The 18419-nt window shown below is 49.4% G+C and carries 16 protein-coding genes; 2 read left to right on the top strand and 14 right to left on the bottom strand.

Going from position 1 to position 18419, the window contains the following annotated elements:
• Nucleotides 1-2 precede the first annotated feature (2 nt).
• The 3 genes from ctaD to lexA all read right to left on the bottom strand — a co-directional run bounded on the left by ctaD (nt 3) and on the right by lexA (nt 3902).
• Nucleotides 3-1592 carry a cytochrome c oxidase subunit I gene (gene ctaD, locus CSR04_RS22335; RefSeq protein WP_102798563.1) on the bottom strand — a complete coding sequence of 530 codons (1590 nt, stop codon included), beginning with the start codon at nt 1590-1592 and terminating at the stop codon, nt 3-5.
• Between the two features lie 10 nt (nt 1593-1602).
• Nucleotides 1603-2679 carry a cytochrome c oxidase subunit II gene (coxB, locus tag CSR04_RS22330; protein ID WP_102798603.1) on the bottom strand — a complete coding sequence of 359 codons (1077 nt, stop codon included), beginning with the start codon at nt 2677-2679 and terminating at the stop codon, nt 1603-1605.
• 596 nt (nt 2680-3275) lie between these two features.
• Nucleotides 3276-3902, bottom strand: a complete 627-nt coding sequence (gene lexA, locus CSR04_RS22325; RefSeq protein ID WP_102798562.1) for a transcriptional repressor LexA — start codon at nt 3900-3902, stop codon at nt 3276-3278.
• Nucleotides 3903-4066: 164 nt separating this feature from the next.
• Here lexA and plsB point away from each other — a divergent pair, with 164 nt between their 5' ends.
• Nucleotides 4067-6508 (top strand): glycerol-3-phosphate 1-O-acyltransferase PlsB, encoded by a 2442-nt coding sequence (gene plsB / locus CSR04_RS22320; protein ID WP_102798561.1) that lies wholly within the window; start codon nt 4067-4069, stop codon nt 6506-6508.
• Here the strand turns inward: plsB and ubiA are convergent.
• Nucleotides 6488-7357, bottom strand: coding sequence for a 4-hydroxybenzoate octaprenyltransferase (ubiA, locus tag CSR04_RS22315; RefSeq protein WP_102798560.1), 870 nt, complete (start codon nt 7355-7357; stop codon nt 6488-6490). The genes plsB and ubiA overlap by 21 nt on opposite strands.
• Nucleotides 7350-7949 (bottom strand): chorismate--pyruvate lyase family protein, encoded by a 600-nt coding sequence (locus tag CSR04_RS22310; RefSeq protein ID WP_146027231.1) that lies wholly within the window; start codon nt 7947-7949, stop codon nt 7350-7352. Before CSR04_RS22310 ends, ubiA begins: the two co-directional genes overlap by 8 nt.
• 166 nt (nt 7950-8115) lie before the next feature.
• Here CSR04_RS22310 and CSR04_RS22305 point away from each other — a divergent pair, with 166 nt between their 5' ends.
• Nucleotides 8116-8469, top strand: a complete 354-nt coding sequence (locus CSR04_RS22305; RefSeq protein ID WP_102798602.1) for a flagellar basal body-associated protein FliL — start codon at nt 8116-8118, stop codon at nt 8467-8469.
• Nucleotides 8470-8471: 2 nt separating this feature from the next.
• Here the strand turns inward: CSR04_RS22305 and glpG are convergent, their stop codons facing one another.
• The 9 genes from glpG to CSR04_RS22260 form a co-directional block, all read right to left on the bottom strand.
• Nucleotides 8472-9296, bottom strand: coding sequence for a rhomboid family intramembrane serine protease GlpG (glpG, locus tag CSR04_RS22300; protein WP_342751432.1), 825 nt, complete (start codon nt 9294-9296; stop codon nt 8472-8474).
• Between the two features lie 12 nt (nt 9297-9308).
• A complete protein-coding gene (glpE, locus tag CSR04_RS22295; RefSeq protein WP_102798557.1) occupies nt 9309-9629 on the bottom strand; it encodes a thiosulfate sulfurtransferase GlpE in 321 nt (106 codons plus the stop codon).
• A gap of 5 nt (nt 9630-9634) precedes the next feature.
• Nucleotides 9635-10657, bottom strand: coding sequence for an L-threonine 3-dehydrogenase (tdh, locus tag CSR04_RS22290; protein ID WP_102798556.1), 1023 nt, complete (start codon nt 10655-10657; stop codon nt 9635-9637).
• On the bottom strand, nt 10654-11850 hold the full coding sequence (locus tag CSR04_RS22285; RefSeq protein ID WP_102798555.1) for a glycine C-acetyltransferase: 1197 nt from the start codon (nt 11848-11850) through the stop codon (nt 10654-10656). The genes tdh and CSR04_RS22285 overlap by 4 nt, the downstream gene beginning before the upstream one ends.
• A 124-nt stretch (nt 11851-11974) precedes the next feature.
• Complete coding sequence (locus tag CSR04_RS22280; RefSeq protein WP_102798554.1) at nt 11975-14437, bottom strand: putative bifunctional diguanylate cyclase/phosphodiesterase; 2463 nt, start codon at nt 14435-14437, stop codon at nt 11975-11977.
• A gap of 1 nt (nt 14438) precedes the next feature.
• Nucleotides 14439-15632: a hypothetical protein gene (locus CSR04_RS22275; protein ID WP_102798553.1), complete on the bottom strand. Its 1194-nt coding sequence runs from the start codon at nt 15630-15632 to the stop codon at nt 14439-14441.
• Nucleotides 15625-16080 carry a hypothetical protein gene (locus CSR04_RS22270; RefSeq protein WP_102798552.1) on the bottom strand — a complete coding sequence of 152 codons (456 nt, stop codon included), beginning with the start codon at nt 16078-16080 and terminating at the stop codon, nt 15625-15627. Before CSR04_RS22270 ends, CSR04_RS22275 begins: the two co-directional genes overlap by 8 nt.
• Nucleotides 16081-16213: 133 nt before the next feature.
• On the bottom strand, nt 16214-17299 hold the full coding sequence (locus CSR04_RS22265) for a glycosyltransferase (RefSeq protein ID WP_102798551.1): 1086 nt from the start codon (nt 17297-17299) through the stop codon (nt 16214-16216).
• The gene (locus tag CSR04_RS22260; RefSeq protein ID WP_172449462.1) at nt 17280-18329 is read right to left on the bottom strand and encodes a glycosyltransferase family 9 protein; all 1050 of its coding nucleotides are present in this window, start codon (nt 18327-18329) and stop codon (nt 17280-17282) included. The genes CSR04_RS22265 and CSR04_RS22260 overlap by 20 nt, the downstream gene beginning before the upstream one ends.
• Between the last annotated feature and the right edge of the window lie 90 nt (nt 18330-18419).

Here is an 18419-nt window from a genome sequence, read left to right as displayed (position 1 = left end):
GCTTACTTCACCACCGGAGGTGTTTCAAAGGTATGGTATGGCGCAGGTGAAGGGATTTCCCATTCCAGTCCTTCCGCGCCTTCCCAAACCTGATCTGTGGCCGCTTCCCCTTGCTTGCGGCAGGCTTTAATCAACAAGGCCAGGAATATAAGCTGCGACAGACCAAAGGCAAAGCCACCAATGCTGACCCATTTATTAAAGTCAGCAAACTGCAGCGAATAATCAGGGATACGCCTGGGCATCCCGGCCAGTCCAACAAAGTGCATAGGGAAGAACAGCACATTGACAGAGATCAGCGAACACCAGAAGTGCCATTTGGCCAACGTCAGGTCGTACATCTTACCGCACCATTTGGGTAGCCAGTAATACACCGCCGCCATAATGGAGAACACTGCCCCGGTCACTAAAACATAGTGGAAATGTGCTACCACAAAGTAAGTATCATGGTACTGGAAGTCCACAGGTGTAATCGCCAGCATCAATCCGGAAAAGCCCCCTATAGTGAACAGCACGATAAAGGCCAGGGCAAACAGCATGGGAATTTCAAAACTGATGGCTCCACGCCACATCGTCGCCACCCAGTTAAAGACCTTCACGCCGGTAGGCACGGAAATCAGCATAGTGGCAAACATAAAGAACAGCTCTGCTGCCACCGGCATACCCGTAGTAAACATATGGTGGGCCCACACAATGAAGGATAACAATGCGATGGAAGCCGTGGCGTACACCATAGATGCATAACCAAACAATGGCTTACGTGAAAAGGTTGGCACAATCTGCGAGATAATGCCGAACGCCGGCAGAATCATAATGTAGACTTCCGGGTGCCCGAAGAACCAGAAAATATGCTGGAACAACACCGGGTCACCACCACCGGCGGCATTAAAGAAGCTGGTGCCAAAGAATTTATCTGTCAGCACCATAGTCACCGCCCCGGCTAACACCGGCATAACCGCAATCAGCAGAAAGGCAGTGATCAACCAGGTCCATACAAACAGCGGCATCTTCATCCAGGTCATGCCTGGTGCGCGCATATTAAAAATGGTCACAATAACGTTGATGGCACCCATAATGGAGGATGCCCCCATAATATGCACAGAAAACACAAATAAAGCCGTGCTGTCATTGCTGTAGGTGGTAGACAACGGCGCATAAAAGGTCCAGCCAAAATTCGGGCCACCACCTTCCAGAAACAGCGAAGAGAGCAGGATCAAAAACGCAAAAGGCAGGATCCAGAAACTCCAGTTATTCATCCTCGGTAGGGCCATGTCCGGCGCGCCAATCATCAGTGGCACCATCCAGTTGGCTAAACCGGTAAAGGCCGGCATTACCGCACCAAAAACCATAATCAGCCCATGTACTGTGGTCATCTGATTGAAAAAGTTGGGATCCACTAGCTGCAGGCCGGGCTGGAACAACTCAGCGCGGATCACCATCGCCATGGCCCCGCCAATCAGGAACATAATAAAGGCAAACCACAAATACAGGGTGCCGATATCTTTGTGGTTGGTGGTGTACAACCAACGCTTAATACCGGATGGCTTATGGTCATGATGCTCGTCGTGGTGCAGGTGCTCTGCTGCGGTACTCATCATAATTCTCCTATTTGCCTGTCTGGACGGCGTTGACATCTTTGGCCTGTACCGTTTCACCCGTGTTGTTACCCCAGGCATTACGTTCATATGTAATCACAGCGGCCAGTTCTTTCAGGCTCAATTGTTTGCCAAAAGCCTGCATGGCAGTACCGGAAACGCCGTTGACCACCACATCGATATGCTTGCGCACATCGCCAGTGGCGATGGCACTACCTTTCAAACCAGGAAACACGCCTGGCAGACCTTCACCGTTTGGCATATGGCAGGCAGCACAGGTACTTTGGTAAACCTTACTTCCCAAATCCATCAATTCGGTCATGTCCATATTCATGGCCAGAAGCTTTTGCTCTTCCTCTTTGGCTTTGCGCTGAATCGCTTCCTGCTCGGCAATCCAGGCATCGTATTCAGCCGGTGTCTTGGCGATTACCACCACAGGCATAAAGCCATGGTCCTTACCACAGAGTTCTGCACACTGCCCCCGGTAAATGCCAGGCTCATTAACACGGGCCCAGGCTTCGTTAATAAAGCCAGGGTTCGCATCTTTTTTCACGGCAAAATCCGGTACCCACCAGGAGTGAATCACATCATCAGAGGTCACCAGGAAGCGGACTTTCTTATCTGTGGGGATGACCAGCGGACGATCCACTTCCAGTAAGTAGTTTTCGCCTTTGCTGAATTTGTTGTGAATCTGCTCCTGTTGAGTAGCCAACACCGAGTAATACTCCACCTCGTTTTCCATATACTTGTAGTGCCATTTCCATTGAGATCCCGTGACCAACACAGTCACATCCGCTTTGCTGGTGTCTTCCATGGCAATCAAAGTACTGGCAGCAGGAATTGCCATGCCAATAAGAATGAGAAACGGCACTACCGTCCAGGCCACCTCCACTTTGACACTTTCATGGAAATTGGCTGGTTTTACCCCTCTGGATTTACGATGGAAGATCATCGCAAAAAACATCGCGCCGAAGACCAGTATGCCAATCACCACGCAAATGTAGAAAATGGTCATGTGCAGATCATAAACCTGCGCACTGATGTCTGTTACCCCCTTGCGCAAGTTCAACTGGGAAGGCTGCGCCATGGCAGCAGCGCTCAGCAGGGTTGCGAATAATGCGGTCAACACACTTCTGGCCACGTGACGTCTCCTATGTCAGAACTGAAAGACTCCGGTGTCAGAAACCCGGAAAATCGAAAGTACCGTTGGACACAAAATGACACTTTCTTGTTATATTTTTGTTAAATGCAGTACAAGAATTACTCAACTGTACGGGGCGCGTCCAGCGATTTCTGAGAGGATAACAATCAAGCGCTCAAATTTTAACCAGAAGTGAGCAGGAATCACGAATTTTCGCTAAGCTGCTAATTTATTGATTGTTTTATTGTGCAGGGAAAGTTGCCCATTAGGAGCGGCTGTTAAATGGGGGCCTGTGGTTCAGGCAGAAGCGCCTGTAGAGCAGGCTCTGGATATCGCCGATGAGTACTCCTGCTACATCGGCATACGACCACCAGGGACGGTGGAAGTGCATAAAATGCACAACTCCAAGAATGGAGGAGGTAGAGCGCATCAGGAGACCGAGCCGGGGAGCAAGTTTTCGGCCCATCCATCCCTGGATATCGCCGATGAGTGCTCCTGCTACATCGGCATACCATCCGTCCCTGGATATAATTGTTAGGTGATTACATCCAATCGCTGTTACGGATAATCCCGACCGCGATACCTTCAATCGAAAAAGGCTGGGTGGCTAAGTCTACTTTAATCGGCGCGAATTCTTCGTTTTCCGCATGTAAAAGAATTTCGCTTCGACCACGCCGCTCAATACGCTTGACGGTGACGTCATCATCGACTCTGGCCACCACCACCTGACCGTTATGCACGTCCAGGGTACGATGCACTGCCAGCAGGTCACCGTCCATAATGCCGATATCCTTCATGCTCATCCCATTCACTCTGAGCAAAAAATCCGCTTTGGGTTTAAACAAATCCGGGTCTACTTTGTAGTGAGTTTCGATGTGCTGTTGTGCCAGTATAGGTTCACCGGCAGCAACTCTGCCGATGAGTGGCAGGCCTTCCTCCTCAACCTGTCCGTCCATTGGAATGTTGAGCTTTATGCCTCTGGACGTGCCCGGTAAAATGTCTATCACCCCTTTACGGGACAGAGCTTTAAGGTGTTCCTCGGCGGCATTGGCGGAACGAAACCCCAACTGCTTGGCAATTTCTGCGCGGGTAGGCGGCATACCTGTATGAGCCATAGTATCTTTAATCAGTTGCAGAACTTCTTCCTGCCGGGGGGTAAGTGGACGCATAAGCCTGTTTTTCCATACAGTTTTACTGTGAGTATATCCAGTTATACCAAGATAGCAACTCTTGTTGTTTATTCTGTCTGAAATGCTAGGGGCTGATGCTGCACAAGGACATTAAACCAAGAAGATGCTATGCTTCGCGCACTTTTACAGGAGGTCCATTGGCGATGTTCTGGTTGCACAAGCTGCTACTAAACCTGATTAAATACCCAACCCGTTTGCTGGTCAAAACCAAAAGCATTCCTGCCGATATTCATCAGGAACTGGGCATTGATCAACACAAACCCATAATCTATTTGTTGCACACCCACTCTGCCACCGACCTGATTGCATTGCAGAAAGCAACAGAGCAATTGGGTTTACCGGATCCCCTGCGCCCCTTGCAGTTAAACGGCCAGGTGCTGCAGGCAAACCTGAGTCTGGAAGAACCGCAGGGGTTAATAAGCCGTCGTATTCATGCAACGGATATAGCGAACAGCTTTCAACATATTTTGCAGTTGCAGCGGCAGACGCCGGATATAGATATGCAAATAGTGCCGACGGCGATTTTCTGGGGCCGGGCTCCGGGCAAATCCAAACCGGGTTGGTCTGACTTGTTGGCTGACCGCGCCTCGCCAAGTTGGTTACGAAAGTTTTTTATTGTGCTGTTTTTAGGTCGCGACAACTTTGTCTATTTCAGCCGCGCCGTTTCCTCCAGACGCATGCTCGAAGAAAATGGCAGTGATGAACGCATTGCACATAAGTTAATCAGGGTCGCCAGGACACATTTTTATCGCCGCATACAAGCGATGACCGGGCCGCGCAGCATTGATCGTTTGCAACTGCAGAATGCCATTCTTGGCGCCAGAGCGGTTAAAGATGCCATCACTGAAGAACAACAGGATAAAAGGCTAAGTGCCGAACAAGCCAGACAACGGGCTGAGGGCTATTTAAAAGAGATTGCCGCTGATTATCGGGAAGGCACCATTCGCCTGGCAGACAGATTACTGACCCGGGTATGGAACAAGATTTATAACGGTATAGAGGTGCACAATGCGGCACGCATCCGTGAGTTGGCGCAAAACGGACATGAAATCATCTATGTCCCCTGCCATCGCAGTCATATGGATTATCTGCTTTTGACTTATGTTATCTACCATGAGGGACTGGCCACGCCACATATTGCTGCAGGTATCAATTTGAATTTCTGGCCAGTGGGCGGAATTTTCCGCCGCGGTGGCGCATTTTTCCTGCGTCGTAGCTTTGCCGGTAACAAACTTTATACCGCAGTCTTCAAAGAGTACCTGGAGTTTCTGTTTAATCGCGGTTTTCCGGTTAAGTACTATCCCGAAGGGGGGCGCAGTCGAACCGGTCGGTTGTTACCACCAAAAACCGGCATGCTGGCGATGACATTACAAGCCATGTTAAAGGGTGTAAAACGTCCAGTGAGTTTGGTACCGGTCTATCTTGGCTACGAGAACGTAATGGAATTAGGTAGCTATCTGAAAGAGCTAAAAGGCAGCAGTAAACAGAAAGAATCATTCTGGCAGGTATTTTCCGCCATTAAGAAATTAAAGAATTATGGTCATGGTTTTCTGAGTTTTGGTGAACCGATTCAGCTTAACAGTTATCTCGACAGCCGGGTGCCAAACTGGCGTGACGATGCATTATCTGTGGAACGCAAACCGAGCTGGCTCACCCCCACCGTCAACCATCTGGCCAATCAAGTGATGTGCCGTATTAATCAGACTGCCGCCATTAACGGCATGGCCTTGTGCTCCTTAGTACTGTTAGCAGCAGAAAATCATGCAATGGAAGAAGATGATCTGGCTGGCAGTCTTAATCAGTTGCTGACCCTGCTCCGTGCGGCGCCCTATAGCCAGTTAAGCAGTATTCCTGATGTTGATGGTCATACGCTACTGAAACAAACCATGGCTCTGAATAAGTTCAGTATCCGCGATGATGCATTTGGCCGGGTAGTGTCACTGAATGAACATAGTGCCATTACTCAAACTTACTATCGCAACAATATTTTGCACCTGCTGGCATTACCCAGCCTGATTGCCGCCGCAGTAATGACAGGGCCGCCAAAGTCGGCAGTGATAGATTACATCAAGGCAATCTATCCTTTGTTAAAGCGTGAACTGTTTATGCATTTCACCTTAACCGAGGCGACAACCTATTGTCAGCAGTTAGTGCAGCAGATGCTGGAACTTGGCTTGATTAAAGAGCTGGACGGCAAATTGCTTGCCCCACCTCGCACAGATGCGGACTACCGGACTTTGCAAGTACTCAGCGAGACCATCCAGCAAACCTTACAACGTTACGCCATCGTACTGACATTGCTGGAAAAGGAGCAATCAATCCCTCGCGCGACCTTGGAGAAACAGAGCCGCGAATTGGCAGAACATCTGAGTGCGGTAAATGGCATCAATGCGCCAGAGTTCTACGATAAGAACGTCTTTTCAAGCTTTGTGAATGCACTCAAAGACAACGGCCTGGTAGCAGCAGACGAAGACGGGGCGTTACAGCAGTCTGCTCAAAGTGCCGCCTTAAAAGAAATGGTGCTGTCTCTGGTCAGTTCCGGGATCGTGCAGAAATTGCACCAGTTACACCATCCGCACAGCTAGATCGAGTATCAATCCCAGTGTAATGGCCAACCCCACATAATGATTGTTGAGGAAGGCCTTGAAGCAAGGTTCCCGTTCCCGTCCGGCAATCAGCCACTGCTGATAGCCGGACAGCAATACCGCTATAGTCCAGCCGACAAAGTATAGCGCCCCAAAGGCCAGGTAGAAGCCAAGCCAGGCCAGAATGCCGAGAAACATCAGTTGTAAACAGCCTATGATCAATTTGTCAAATCGCCCAAACAGGATAGCGGTGGACTTAACACCAATTCTAAGATCATCGTCCCTGTCCACCATCGCGTACATAGTGTCGTAGGCCACCGTCCATAGGATATTGGCAGTAAACAGCCACCAGCTCCACCAGGGTAAAAAACTCAGGCTGGCCATACATGCCATGGGAATCGCCCAACTGAACGCAGCACCAAGCACGAATTGCGGCAAATGTGTGTAACGCTTCATAAAAGGGTAGCACGCCGCCAGCGCCAGGGCGCCAAAGGACAGCAAAATAGTCTGCCAGTTTAAAAACAGCACCAGACCAAAGGACATCAGTACCAGCAGGGCGAAAAAGCCCAGCGCTTGTCGCTCTGTGATTTCACCGCTAACCAAAGGGCGCGACGCAGTGCGCTTCACTTCACCATCCACATGGCGGTCGGCATAGTCATTGATGACACAGCCGGCCGAGCGCATCAGAAACACCCCCAGGCTAAATATGACAATCAACTGCCAATCCGGCATGCCGTCAGCCGCCATCCATAGCGCCCACCATGTTGGCCAAAGCAGCAAATATGTGCCGATGGGCTTATCCATTCGCGCCAGACGCGCGAATGCAGCCAGCTTGGCGCGGCTATACATACGTAGCTCCAAATTGCTTGTAGGCCGGGCAACCCGGCAGAAATATCTCAGCCACCATCATATGCCAGTGCTTGTAACTAAAACGAGAACGGCGCCCCCACAAATCATGACTGCAACGCAGCCCCAACCTGGTCATCAGCTCATGTTCGGTACCCAGTCTGGTCAGCTCAAAGGGTTCTCGCAGGCAATCACTGTTGTTAAACAATACCTTACCCAGTGATTGCTCCCCCAGTGCGGCCAGTTCCCGCATGCCTTCCTGCACCAAAGACTCAGGTAACAGCGAGCGGGCAAAAACCCAGGGATGCTCTTCTCCCCACAGCAACACTTCCCTGACCTGACAGGGTTGGTTTTGCATAGGCGCTTTCTCATTGTCCAGCAAGGGCAAAAGCTGCTGACCAAGAAGCTGGACACGAAAGTGTCTGCAATGGGACTGCAAGCGTTCGGTCAGGGAACTGGTATCCAACAGCCAGTTCTTCAGATGGAAATCCGGTATGCCAATAAACTCCGGACTGTGCCAGGTGACGGCAGGGGAAAAGGGAAAGTCTAAAGATAAATTCAAGGTGGTTTGTGACTCAGACGATATAGTGGTCATAATACCCGTGGTGCCGCATAGCAGCAAATCAGGTGGGCGGAAAAATACCTGTGCGGAACTGTCCGTCTGTATGATTTTGTTGATAAAATACCCATAGTGAATAGAAACCCGGAACTTATACCTTATGTTCAACAGACAGATAGTCGTACTGGTTTTGCTACCCCTGATGCTGATTTCACCCCGGGCGATGGCAGCCTACGCCTATTTTGGTCTGGAACCCGATATTGTCACTAACTATGTCAGCACCAGCAGCCGCAACCTGGGGTATGTGAGGGTCACGGTGGAACTGATGCTTGAAGACGCTTCTTTTCTTGAAGCAGCTGAACATCACTCACCGCTGCTCAGGGCCACGACTATTGATATTTTTGGCCGTCAGCCGGAAGAAAAAGTTAAATCTCTTACTGGTCGCGAAGAAATTCGCAGGGATTGCCTGCAAAAGCTGCGGCAATTGATGAAACAGGAAACCGGCTCAGAGATGATCAAGGATGTGATATTTACTAAGTACCTTTATCAAGGCTGAGCTCAGCGTCCCAGCCTGGTGTAGATCAGAGCAAGTAAGCAGCCACTTACCAGGCCTACCGTATGTGCGGTATTTGCCACACTGACCCAAAGTAAATCGGCATAACCTAAAATCAGCCAGAACAGAATAAACCCTACCAGAGGTTTAGAAAGATGTAATCCCCACTGCGGGCGCAGCCAACCACACCACCAGACAAACCCCATCACGCCATAGACCACGCCAGACAGGCCGCCAAAATTAGGCCCGGTATGCAGGTACTGTGTGTAGTTGGATAGCAAGGCCGTAACCACAAACACCAGTAACAGATTCAGGGTGCCGAACTTCTGTTCTATCTGGCTGGCGAGAATTGCCCACCACAATAGGTTAAATACTATGTGCAGCGCCGAGAAGTGCAGAAATGCAGGCCCCAGCAGTCGCCACCACTGCTGGGTTTCCACCAGCAATGCCGGGGGCTGAAAAGACAACATGTGCTGTAACTGGCTGAACCACCCCATCAGGCTACCCAAATACACTAAGGTACAAGCAACCAGTACCAACAACGTAAAGGGGCTACGCATCAGAATTTGCAATTGTGGCGACATATCCTGCTGGCTACGCTGCATGTTTACCACCTGCCCTTGCTGCCAGGCAGCCTGCTGATATTTGGCCTGACGTGGATCGCGAAGGAAATCCTGGGTGATAAGTCGGGCTTCTTCCCAGCGCTTATCGTCTTTTAGCAGAACGGCGTGAGGATGCTCACCTTCCAACAATTGGTAGCTTACTATGATTCCTTGCTGATTCAGGTAGTTAGCCAGCAAGTGTGCTGGCGCTTCCTGGCTGAATGCCACTAACTGCAAATGTCAGTCTCCGCTCACAAAAGGCCAGTTCTGACGCCAGCCTTCAAATCCGCCGTCCAGACTGTACACTTCATTGAACCCCTGCTGGACCAGAAACTGGGCTGCCTGTTGGCTGCTGATGCCATGATAGCAACAAACAATCAACGCACGGTCTTTGGCGGTCGTCTGCATAAAGCCATTGAGAGACTCATTGGACAAATGCATTGCGCCCTGAATATGGGCTGCATTAAAGGACTGGATATCACGAATATCCACTAATGTGGCTTGATCCCCGGCCAGCATTTTGCTGGCCGCATCTGCCTGAATGTGTAAAAACTGCGCCATTCCCGTTACCAACTCAACACGACTTTACCAGACTGCCCCGACGCCATCGCATCAAAACCCTGCTGGAAATCATCAACGGCGAATCTATGGGTAATAATGGGGCTGAGATCCAAACCACTTTGGATCAGGCTGGCCATCTTATACCAGGTTTCAAACATTTCCCGTCCGTAGATACCTTTAATAATCAGCCCTTTGAAAATCACCTGATTCCAGTCAATGGCGGTCTCACCGGAAGGAATACCTAACATGGCAATTTTACCGCCGTGATTCATCTTGGCCAGCATATCCCTAAACGCTGCAGGTACGCCGGACATTTCCAGACCAACATCGAACCCCTCAGTCATGCCCAGTTCTTTCATAACATCGGCAAGGTTCTCCTTACCCACATTCACTGCCCGGGTAGCCCCCATTTTTCTGGCCAGTTCCAGACGATAGTCATTTAAATCGGTGATCACTACATGGCGGGCCCCAACATGACGGGCGACAGCGGCAGCCATAATGCCAATAGGGCCGGCACCAGTAATCAATACATCTTCACCCACCAAATCAAAAGATAACGCGGTATGCACGGCATTACCGAATGGGTCGAAAATGGAAGCCAGTTCATCGGAAATATTGTCTGGAATTTTGAAGGCATTAAAGGCAGGAATGACCAGATACTCGGCAAACGCCCCGGCTCGATTAACCCCAACACCCGTGGTGTTGCGGCACAGATGACGGCGTCCGGCCCGACAATTACGGCAATATCCGCAGGTAATATGGCCTTCACCAGATACCCTGTCACCAACTTTAAAACCAGCCACTTCCTGCCCCATGTCGACGACTTCACCGACATATTCATGCCCTACCACCATGGGCACAGGAATGGTTTTTTGTGACCATTCGTCCCAATGATAAATATGCATATCAGTGCCACAAATGGCGGTCTTGCGAATCTTAATCAGCAGGTCGTTATGACCCACTTCCGGCTTATCTGTCTCGGTCAGCCAAATGCCTGGTTTGGCATGCAGTTTTGACAGGGATTTCATGCTATCACTCCCAATTCTTTACCCACAGCAATAAAGGCGTCTATGGCACAATCCAACTGTTCGCGAGTATGCGCGGCGGACATTTGGGTACGGATTCTGGCTTGCCCCTGAGGTACCACGGGGAATGAGAAGCCCACCACATAAATACCACGTTCAAGCATTTTTTCCGCCATTTGTGCGGCCAGCTTGGCATCGCCCAACATCACCGGAATAATGGCATGGTCTGCGCCTGCTAATGTGAAACCGGCCTCTGTCATGCGCTGACGGAAATACTGACTGTTTTCGCGCAGACGATGGCGTAACTCGCCGCCCTCGGCCAACATATCCAACACCCGGATAGACGCCGATACAATAGCTGGCGCAAGAGAATTTGAAAAAAGATATGGACGTGAACGCTGCCGCAACCAGTCAATCACTTCCTTCTTGCCAGAAGTGAAACCACCTGAAGCACCACCAAGGGCCTTACCCAAGGTACCGGTAATAATATCTACCCGCCCCATTACATCACAATGTTCATGGCTACCACGCCCCTGCTCACCGACAAATCCCACCGCGTGAGAGTCATCCACCATCACCAGGGCATCGTATTTATCAGCCAAATCACAGACCGCTTTCAGGTTGGCAATCACCCCATCCATGGAAAACACGCCATCAGTGGCGATCAGTTTGAACCTGACCCCATCTGCCTGTGCCTGTTGCAGTTGCGTCTCCAGCTCCTGCATATCGTTATTGGCATAGCGGTAACGTTTAGCTTTACAAAGGCGGACACCGTCAATGATGCTGGCATGGTTTAAAGCATCTGAGATAATGGCGTCTTCCGGCCCCAGCAAGGTTTCGAATAAACCGGCATTGGCGTCAAAACAGGAAGAATACAGAATGGTATCTTCCATTTGCAGGAACTCGCTGAGTTTGTTTTCCAGCTGTTTGTGGATGTCCTGAGTGCCACAAATAAACCTTACTGACGCCATACCAAATCCATGGCTGTCCAGTCCTTGCTTGGCAGCTTCAATTAATTCAGGGTGGTTGGCCAGGCCTAAATAGTTGTTGGCACAAAAGTTCAGTACTTGCTCGCCGCTGCTAACCCGGATGTCTGCCTGCTGCTGAGAGGTGATGACTCTTTCTGCCTTATACAGGCCCTGCTCCCGCACGTCTGCCAGTTGTTGTTGCAGGTGCGCAGTAAAACCACTATTCATTGTTTTGCTCCATTAGGACTGTGCCAAAGGCTTATTGTAAAAGACTAGTCAGGTGCAGGTATATAGATGCGATGGAATTGCCCGGTCAGACCATTGCAGAGGTCAAACGAGCGCTGGTGATACTTTATAGGTTCGGAATCTGGGCAGCATGCCCCAGGCCTTGCCAGATACCGTCCTTGACTTTGCTCGAAAGAATACTGAATAAGTCAGACTCCATAATAGGCCGGGAGATGTAATATCCCTGGCCGATTTCGCAGTCCAGCTCATTCAGGCAGCGAAGCTGATCTTTATTTTCCACCCCTTCTGCCACAACACGCATGCCCAGGTTATGCACCATGGCAATGGTGGACGATACGATTTGATAATCAGCATGATTTTCCAACATACCCGCAACAAAACTACGATCGATCTTTATCACCTCAACCGGCATCTTTTTCAGATAACTCAATGAGGAGTAACCTGTTCCGAAATCATCAATGGAGAAACTAAATCCCATCTCCCGCAACTGGTGCATAATGCCAAGGCAATGGTCGATATCCATCACCAGTGTGCGCTCGGTCAGTTCCAACTCAACCCACTGTGCGTAAGGACCAAACTCTGCCAGAAGTTCTTGTAAATAAGGACCTAACCGACTGTCTAACATTTGTTCAGCAGACAGGTTCACTGCTATTTTGCATCCCATTAAACCCATTGCTCTTAAGCGCTGCAGAATTTCAAAGGCTTTTCTTAACCCCCAATAGCCAATTCTTAACATGCTTTCGGTATTTTCCAGTAAGGGGATAAACTCGTCGGGTGGCACAAAACCTTTCTGTGGATGGATCCAGCGCAACAAAGCTTCAAAGCCAACCAGTCGGCCAGTGAGAATCTCTATCTGTGGCTGCAACGCAAAGCTGAGTTCGTCGTAATTCAGGGCTTCCCGAACCTCTTCTTCCAGTTGTGTTCGACGCGTCAAAGCCCGGTACATTTGCTCATTATAAAGGCAGGGACGATTGCCACCCTGATCTTTTGCGTGATACATGGCCATGTCTGCCTGGCGAATTAACTCTTCAGGCTCTGCTGTGGGTTCCATGGTGACCGAAATGCCAATGCTCACCGAGACATGAAAGCTCAGATTTTGCACCTGCACAGGCTGGCAGAAACGACGCTGAATAGCCTCTGCCACTTTTAATATTTGCCGCTCATCCTTGCGCGGAGCTAAAACCAGTACAAACTCATCTCCGCCAAAACGGCAAATAAAATCCTCTTTCTCGATACATAAGTAGAGTTCCTTGGTAACGGTCACGAGAAAATCATCACCCAAAGAATGACCATGACTATCATTGATTTTGCGGAAATTATCGAAATCAAGGAACAACACCGACAGGATGCCGTGCTTATCAACTAGCGTTGGTAAGATGTCACCCAGATAAAAACTGAGTTTATTGCGATTGGGCAGACCGGTCAGTTTGTCGAACATGGCGATGTTCTCCAGCTCCCGGGTATAGGCTTCTACCTGACCATCCAATCGTTCCAATTCTTCGCCAAGAGACGTGGCTGAATCCTGCAGTATTTCCAGTTCATCACGGAACAACGTTGTGGCCTGACTTTGCCGCTCGTGAAAGTCCTGATAACGTTTTTGTGCTAATAACGGCAAGCTTCCGGCTAACGATACCAAACGTCGGCGAAAACGCCGCGTCAACCAGAAAAACAAGCCCAGCAGTAACAAAAATACGCTGACTGCGATCCAAAGTACCCGCTGTTGATAGGCTTTATGTGCACGACTAAACTCAGTGATATCGTGCATCAACAGCAAATAAGCGCTCTGCTGCTCCTGTTGCAAAGGTAACAGGTTGAGCAGCAACATACTGTCCTCCAGTTCCAGTCGGGCGCCATTCTCGAGCATATCTTTTAGGTACAAATTTTCCGGCATCTGACTGAGAACATACTGCAATTTATGCTTCTTACTAATAGCCAGGGGTTCTTGCAGCCTGAGGTCACTGAACAAACTTCCACGCTGGTGATTTGCGGTGTCTTTAAAAAGTGCCAGATCGGCGCCAGTTGCCTGGTTCAGGTAGGCCAGGGTTTCCAATAAAGAGCTGCTTGAAGACAGAATGGCCCAGGACTGCTGGCCAAGTAGAATAGGCACACTGACATACAGTTCACAAATGCGATCACAGCGGATATTGGCCACCGACATTTGTTGATCAGCCACCTTTTGCTTATCTCTGAGAATATGTGCCGGCGCTTTTGAGGTGGTGCCGTAAAGTAACTCACCATCTTGTTTGAACAACCACAAATCGCCAACCTGCCAATTCATTTGCAGATGCTCAATTTCCTCTTCCACCAGTTGGGCGACCTGCTCTTTGCTTTGCCCATCCAGACTGCGAAACCGGACTAAAGACTCAAGCCTGGTCTCCATGCGATTTAACAGCATATCTGTCAACAGCTTATACTGCTGGGCGTCCTTGTTGAGCAGAAACTCCTGTTGTTTGGCAAAATCTTCATCCAGTTTATCCAGCCAGGTGTAAGTGAGAAGCACGCTGCCCAGCAGCAAACCGGCAATGAGCAGGCCAAGGATTTTCCACGGCAGGCTGATAAATACCTGCATATCAGAACCAATACATCAGTTGCACCGCCCACAAATTCCAATATTCACTGCGGTTAATAGCGGTGTTGGGCACAACAGCAGGAGACAGCCGCCCTGTTCCTTTGACCCGATGCACTTCAGCCTGAAGGGCAAAATTTTCAGATAGTAAATACGTCATTCCGAGGGTCAAACTATCGGAGTAGCCGAAATACCTCGGGATTCGTCCTTCACTGTATTGCTCCAGCCAGGCGCCACTTCTATCATCCTTATTCATGTCAGCCATGTCTATGCGGCCCAGCAATGTAAGTGCGTCACTGGCGAACCACCGACCTTGCAAATAAATGCCTTGAGAGTAAGTGTTTAAGTAATAGCCAGGAAACAGGATATTGTCGTAGGTAAGTTGTTCCTGAACGGCTTCCATTGACAGATCCCAATGCTCCGCACTGTATTTATAACTGGCAATCCAGCGTCTGGTACCGGCATCGCCATCGACAAAAAAGTCCGCATTGCCACTTTTATACCTGAAGTCGGAACTGACCATGGCAATACCAAACTGGCTATAGCTGTCTTTGGGCTGAAAATAAAAGCTCGCCTGATGGTCGAACACTTGCTCAAGCTCTCCGGTGGCAAATTCGCCCAGCAAGGTTCTGGTCAATGCCTTTTCAATGGGGGTAGTTCCATAACTCCAATTCAGCTCCCAATTTCCCCAACGACTATCGCCCTGTGCCAGGGCGGCAAGACCATCATTGCCTTTAGCAAAGTCTCTGAAAGCATCATAGTAGAGTGACTGGGGCAAAACTATTGAAGGACGCGTGTGAGGAATATCCCGGGTTGATGAATACAGCCAGTGATAATTTTTAAATCTGCCTAAATTGAGCCTGAGCTCCCAGTTATCACTGGTGTATACACTCCAGTCCAGAAACAGGTAATCAAGGCGTAAACCCTCAGGATAACGATTGCCGCCATTCAGATAGACAACCTGAGAAGCTAGTCGCAGGCTGGGATTAATCTGATAGGAGAGATTTATCCCTGCTTCGGTAAGTCGGTAGGAAATATCCCCATCATCATTAACAAAGTTACTCTTACTTGCCTGCATTAAGCCCTGCGATAAAAAGCCATGCCAGACTATGTCCTCTTCTGCCCAACAATCAGATGCAACAGCGCTCAAGCCCAACCAACAGCTCAACAGTAACCCAATATTGTTATGTTTATTCATTACTGTCGTCCTCACTGATAGTGATAAGTAACACCCCGAAGTCTTGAATATCCATACCTTTGCCAATGTAGCCTATGGCACCTGGGGTTTGTGCAATGACCTGAAGCATTTGCTGCTGGTCATAAACCTCAACAGGACGTTCACTCAAACCCGAATACACTAATTTATTCCACAGCCGTTCCAACTGATAAGGAAACATATTCAATTGAGATTTACAGAAGTGCTGGTGAAGCGGGTTTTGATTGGGTAATACGAAAACTTTGATCAGCGTGCCGTTTGGCCACTGACGTTGACGCATGGTAAAAATGCGCCGAAGTTGCGCCGGTGACAGATGTAAAACCTGGCTGTCCGCGTTGACAATAACCTCGGCATCACTGGCGGATACAGCGGCAGACAAGCTGAGCAACAACAGGCCAATCATCAGTTTCAAGTATTTGCTGGTTTTCACTTCCCTGCCTTATGTGCCTTTGCCACGCTGTTTACATTTCAAGCATAGCGCAACTCTCCCAATTCAAAAGTATTTATCACCTGAAATCAAACTGTTACTTTGTTTTTTTAACTCGGACTTAAATGGCATGTAGTTAAATGTTGGCGAGCACTTCAAGGTAAAGGTGGTAGTTTTGCGCGCTCATAATCTGCGGTGAGAACTGATGTTGCATTTTTTCTCTCGCTTTGGCGCCCATTTGTCTTCTCAAGTGCGTTGTTTCCAGCAGCTGTTCTATGGCACTTTGAAGTTGTCCAAGTTGGCCGGGTTCAACCAACAGTCCGGTTTTCTGATCCTCAATAACTTCTGAAATGCCTCCAACCCGGGAAGCAATAACCGCAATGCCACAAGCAGCTGCTTGCAGTAAAGCTACGCCCAACCCCTCAGCAAAGGCGGGATGAACAACCAAATCAATATTCGGCATAATCCGCGCAACATCCTTTCTGAACCCCATTAAATGCACTACATCCTGCATACCTAAATCTTGGATTAACACCCGGAGTTTCTGTTCATTGGGCCCCTGACCGAAGAGCAACAGGCGGATGTTAGGGTGTCGCTGCCAAAGGTTGGCAATCGCTTGAATCAGCAGTGATTGCCCTTTCCTGTCAATTAGTTGGGCAAAACAGCCGATAACCAATTCTTTGCCGCTCAATTTGAACGTGTCCAGAAACCAGGCTTTGTCCTGCACTGGCTGATATTCAGCTAAGTCAACCGCACTGTGAATACGGTGCAGATGACAGGCCGGTACACCCTCGTCAATCAGTACCCGACGAATTCCGTCAGAGATACAAATAACCTTATTGCAACTGCGGTACTTCAATCTGGCCAACCACGCAGGCTCTTTGTTATCTACCCTTCGGGAACAGACGACAGGTACCCCCGCCAGTCTGGTAGTCAGTAATCCCCAGGTATCTGCACCGCGACGACTATGCAGGTGCACCAGATCAGGCTTTTCCCGACCAATAATGCTAAACAGCTGGTACAGAATGCGCAGATCCCATTCTCCGCCATACTGGATGGGGACGACTCGAGCATAGGGCTGGGCGGTATCAGCAATTGCACTCTGCGCGGCACAAACCAAGACATTCTCTACCTGGAACTCGAGCAAGCCCCGCATTAAATACACGACCTGTTTGGCGCCACCATAGAGATGTCGCCCCAGTTCAAGATGCAGAACTTTCATTTAGCAATTCCTCGATGGCCACAGAAACTCTATGAGGTGTCAGCTCATGCATACAATCAAATCTTCCATCACAAACCGGATGTCGCCGGCAAGGAGAACAAGACCTGTTGTCATACAATATCCTGGCATTGTCCTGGTAGGTTTGAAGATAAGGACGGGTCGAACCAAACAGCGCCACCAGCGGAACCCCATGAGCAACCGCCATATGCGTCAGGCCGGTATCGACGCCAACCAACAAACGGCAGGTACGGATCAGTTCACTGCTTTGCAATAGATTGGTATGGCCACATAAATGGTAAGTATTTGCTTGCTGACGGGTTAACTGCTCAGCCAAGTCACGATCTCCGGGTCCGCCCAGAATCAGACAAGGCCAGCCATTATGTTGGCTAAGCCACGCCAACAATTGCAGCCAATATGAGTGAGGCCAATGCTTTTGCGCTCGAGTGGTGAAAGGAGCAAGACAAATATAGTTCGACGCAGCGAACAAGCTGGCCCGCAAGGCCTCCGTATGACTCTGGGTCTCAACAGCGGATGGCAGCGCCATTCGATAATGCTGTGGATTCAACCCCAGGTGGCTTAGTAGCCCACGATATTCACTACCAATCTGCTTGCCCTGCTGACGCTCTAGCACTTCGGTCATCAGATAATCGTTGCCTTCCTTGCCAGCAAAACCAATGCGCCGGTTAGCACAGGTAAATCTGGCCAGCAAGGCACTTTTTAATAATCCCTGCGCATCAATAACCCAATCAAACTTTGCATCTTTCAAACTGCGTCGAAAAGCCCTCACCTCTTTAAAAAGACGTGACCAATGACGATCCCGCCACAACTGCTGCCAATGACGCTTTGGCCATTTAATTAAATGTACCGACGGGTTTTCGGACAATAGATCGGCGATAGACTCATCAATCAACCAACTTATCTGACAATTCGGGTAGGCTGCCCTGAGTGGATTCAACAGCCCTGTGGTCATCACCACATCACCAATAGCACTTAGCCTGACAATCAATAGTTTGGAGGGAGGGCTCTGCATAGATTTCGAAATTTCAGCCGCCATAAGCAGTATTAGGTAACAGAGCATTAATACAGAATGATGAATTTTCTGCTAAAGTGGCCACCTTTC

The organism is Bowmanella denitrificans (assembly GCF_002887595.1).
Taxonomy (GTDB): domain Bacteria; phylum Pseudomonadota; class Gammaproteobacteria; order Enterobacterales; family Alteromonadaceae; genus Bowmanella; species Bowmanella denitrificans.
The sequence above is the reverse complement of the archived record's forward strand: the minus strand, read 5'-3'. Positions and strand labels throughout refer to the sequence as shown.

Bases quoted from the DNA above. Each gene is read 5' to 3' on its own strand.
- ctaD (WP_102798563.1), bottom strand. From the start codon at position 1,592: ATGAGTACCGCAGCAGAGCACCTGCACCACGACGAGCATCATGACCAT.
- tdh (WP_102798556.1), bottom strand. From the start codon at position 10,657: ATGAAATCCCTGTCAAAACTGCATGCCAAACCAGGCATTTGGCTGACC.
- CSR04_RS22305 (WP_102798602.1), top strand. From the start codon at position 8,116: ATGCTGATTTCACCCCGGGCGATGGCAGCCTACGCCTATTTTGGTCTG.
- coxB (WP_102798603.1), bottom strand. From the start codon at position 2,679: ATGGCGCAGCCTTCCCAGTTGAACTTGCGCAAGGGGGTAACAGACATC.
- CSR04_RS22285 (WP_102798555.1), bottom strand. From the start codon at position 11,850: ATGAATAGTGGTTTTACTGCGCACCTGCAACAACAACTGGCAGACGTG.
- CSR04_RS22265 (WP_102798551.1), bottom strand. From the start codon at position 17,299: ATGAAAGTTCTGCATCTTGAACTGGGGCGACATCTCTATGGTGGCGCC.
- CSR04_RS22310 (WP_146027231.1), bottom strand. From the start codon at position 7,949: ATGACCACTATATCGTCTGAGTCACAAACCACCTTGAATTTATCTTTA.
- CSR04_RS22260 (WP_172449462.1), bottom strand. From the start codon at position 18,329: ATGCAGAGCCCTCCCTCCAAACTATTGATTGTCAGGCTAAGTGCTATT.
- ubiA (WP_102798560.1), bottom strand. From the start codon at position 7,357: ATGTATAGCCGCGCCAAGCTGGCTGCATTCGCGCGTCTGGCGCGAATG.
- lexA (WP_102798562.1), bottom strand. From the start codon at position 3,902: ATGCGTCCACTTACCCCCCGGCAGGAAGAAGTTCTGCAACTGATTAAA.
- CSR04_RS22280 (WP_102798554.1), bottom strand. From the start codon at position 14,437: ATGCAGGTATTTATCAGCCTGCCGTGGAAAATCCTTGGCCTGCTCATT.
- plsB (WP_102798561.1), top strand. From the start codon at position 4,067: ATGTTCTGGTTGCACAAGCTGCTACTAAACCTGATTAAATACCCAACC.
- CSR04_RS22275 (WP_102798553.1), bottom strand. From the start codon at position 15,632: ATGAATAAACATAACAATATTGGGTTACTGTTGAGCTGTTGGTTGGGC.
- glpE (WP_102798557.1), bottom strand. From the start codon at position 9,629: ATGGCGCAGTTTTTACACATTCAGGCAGATGCGGCCAGCAAAATGCTG.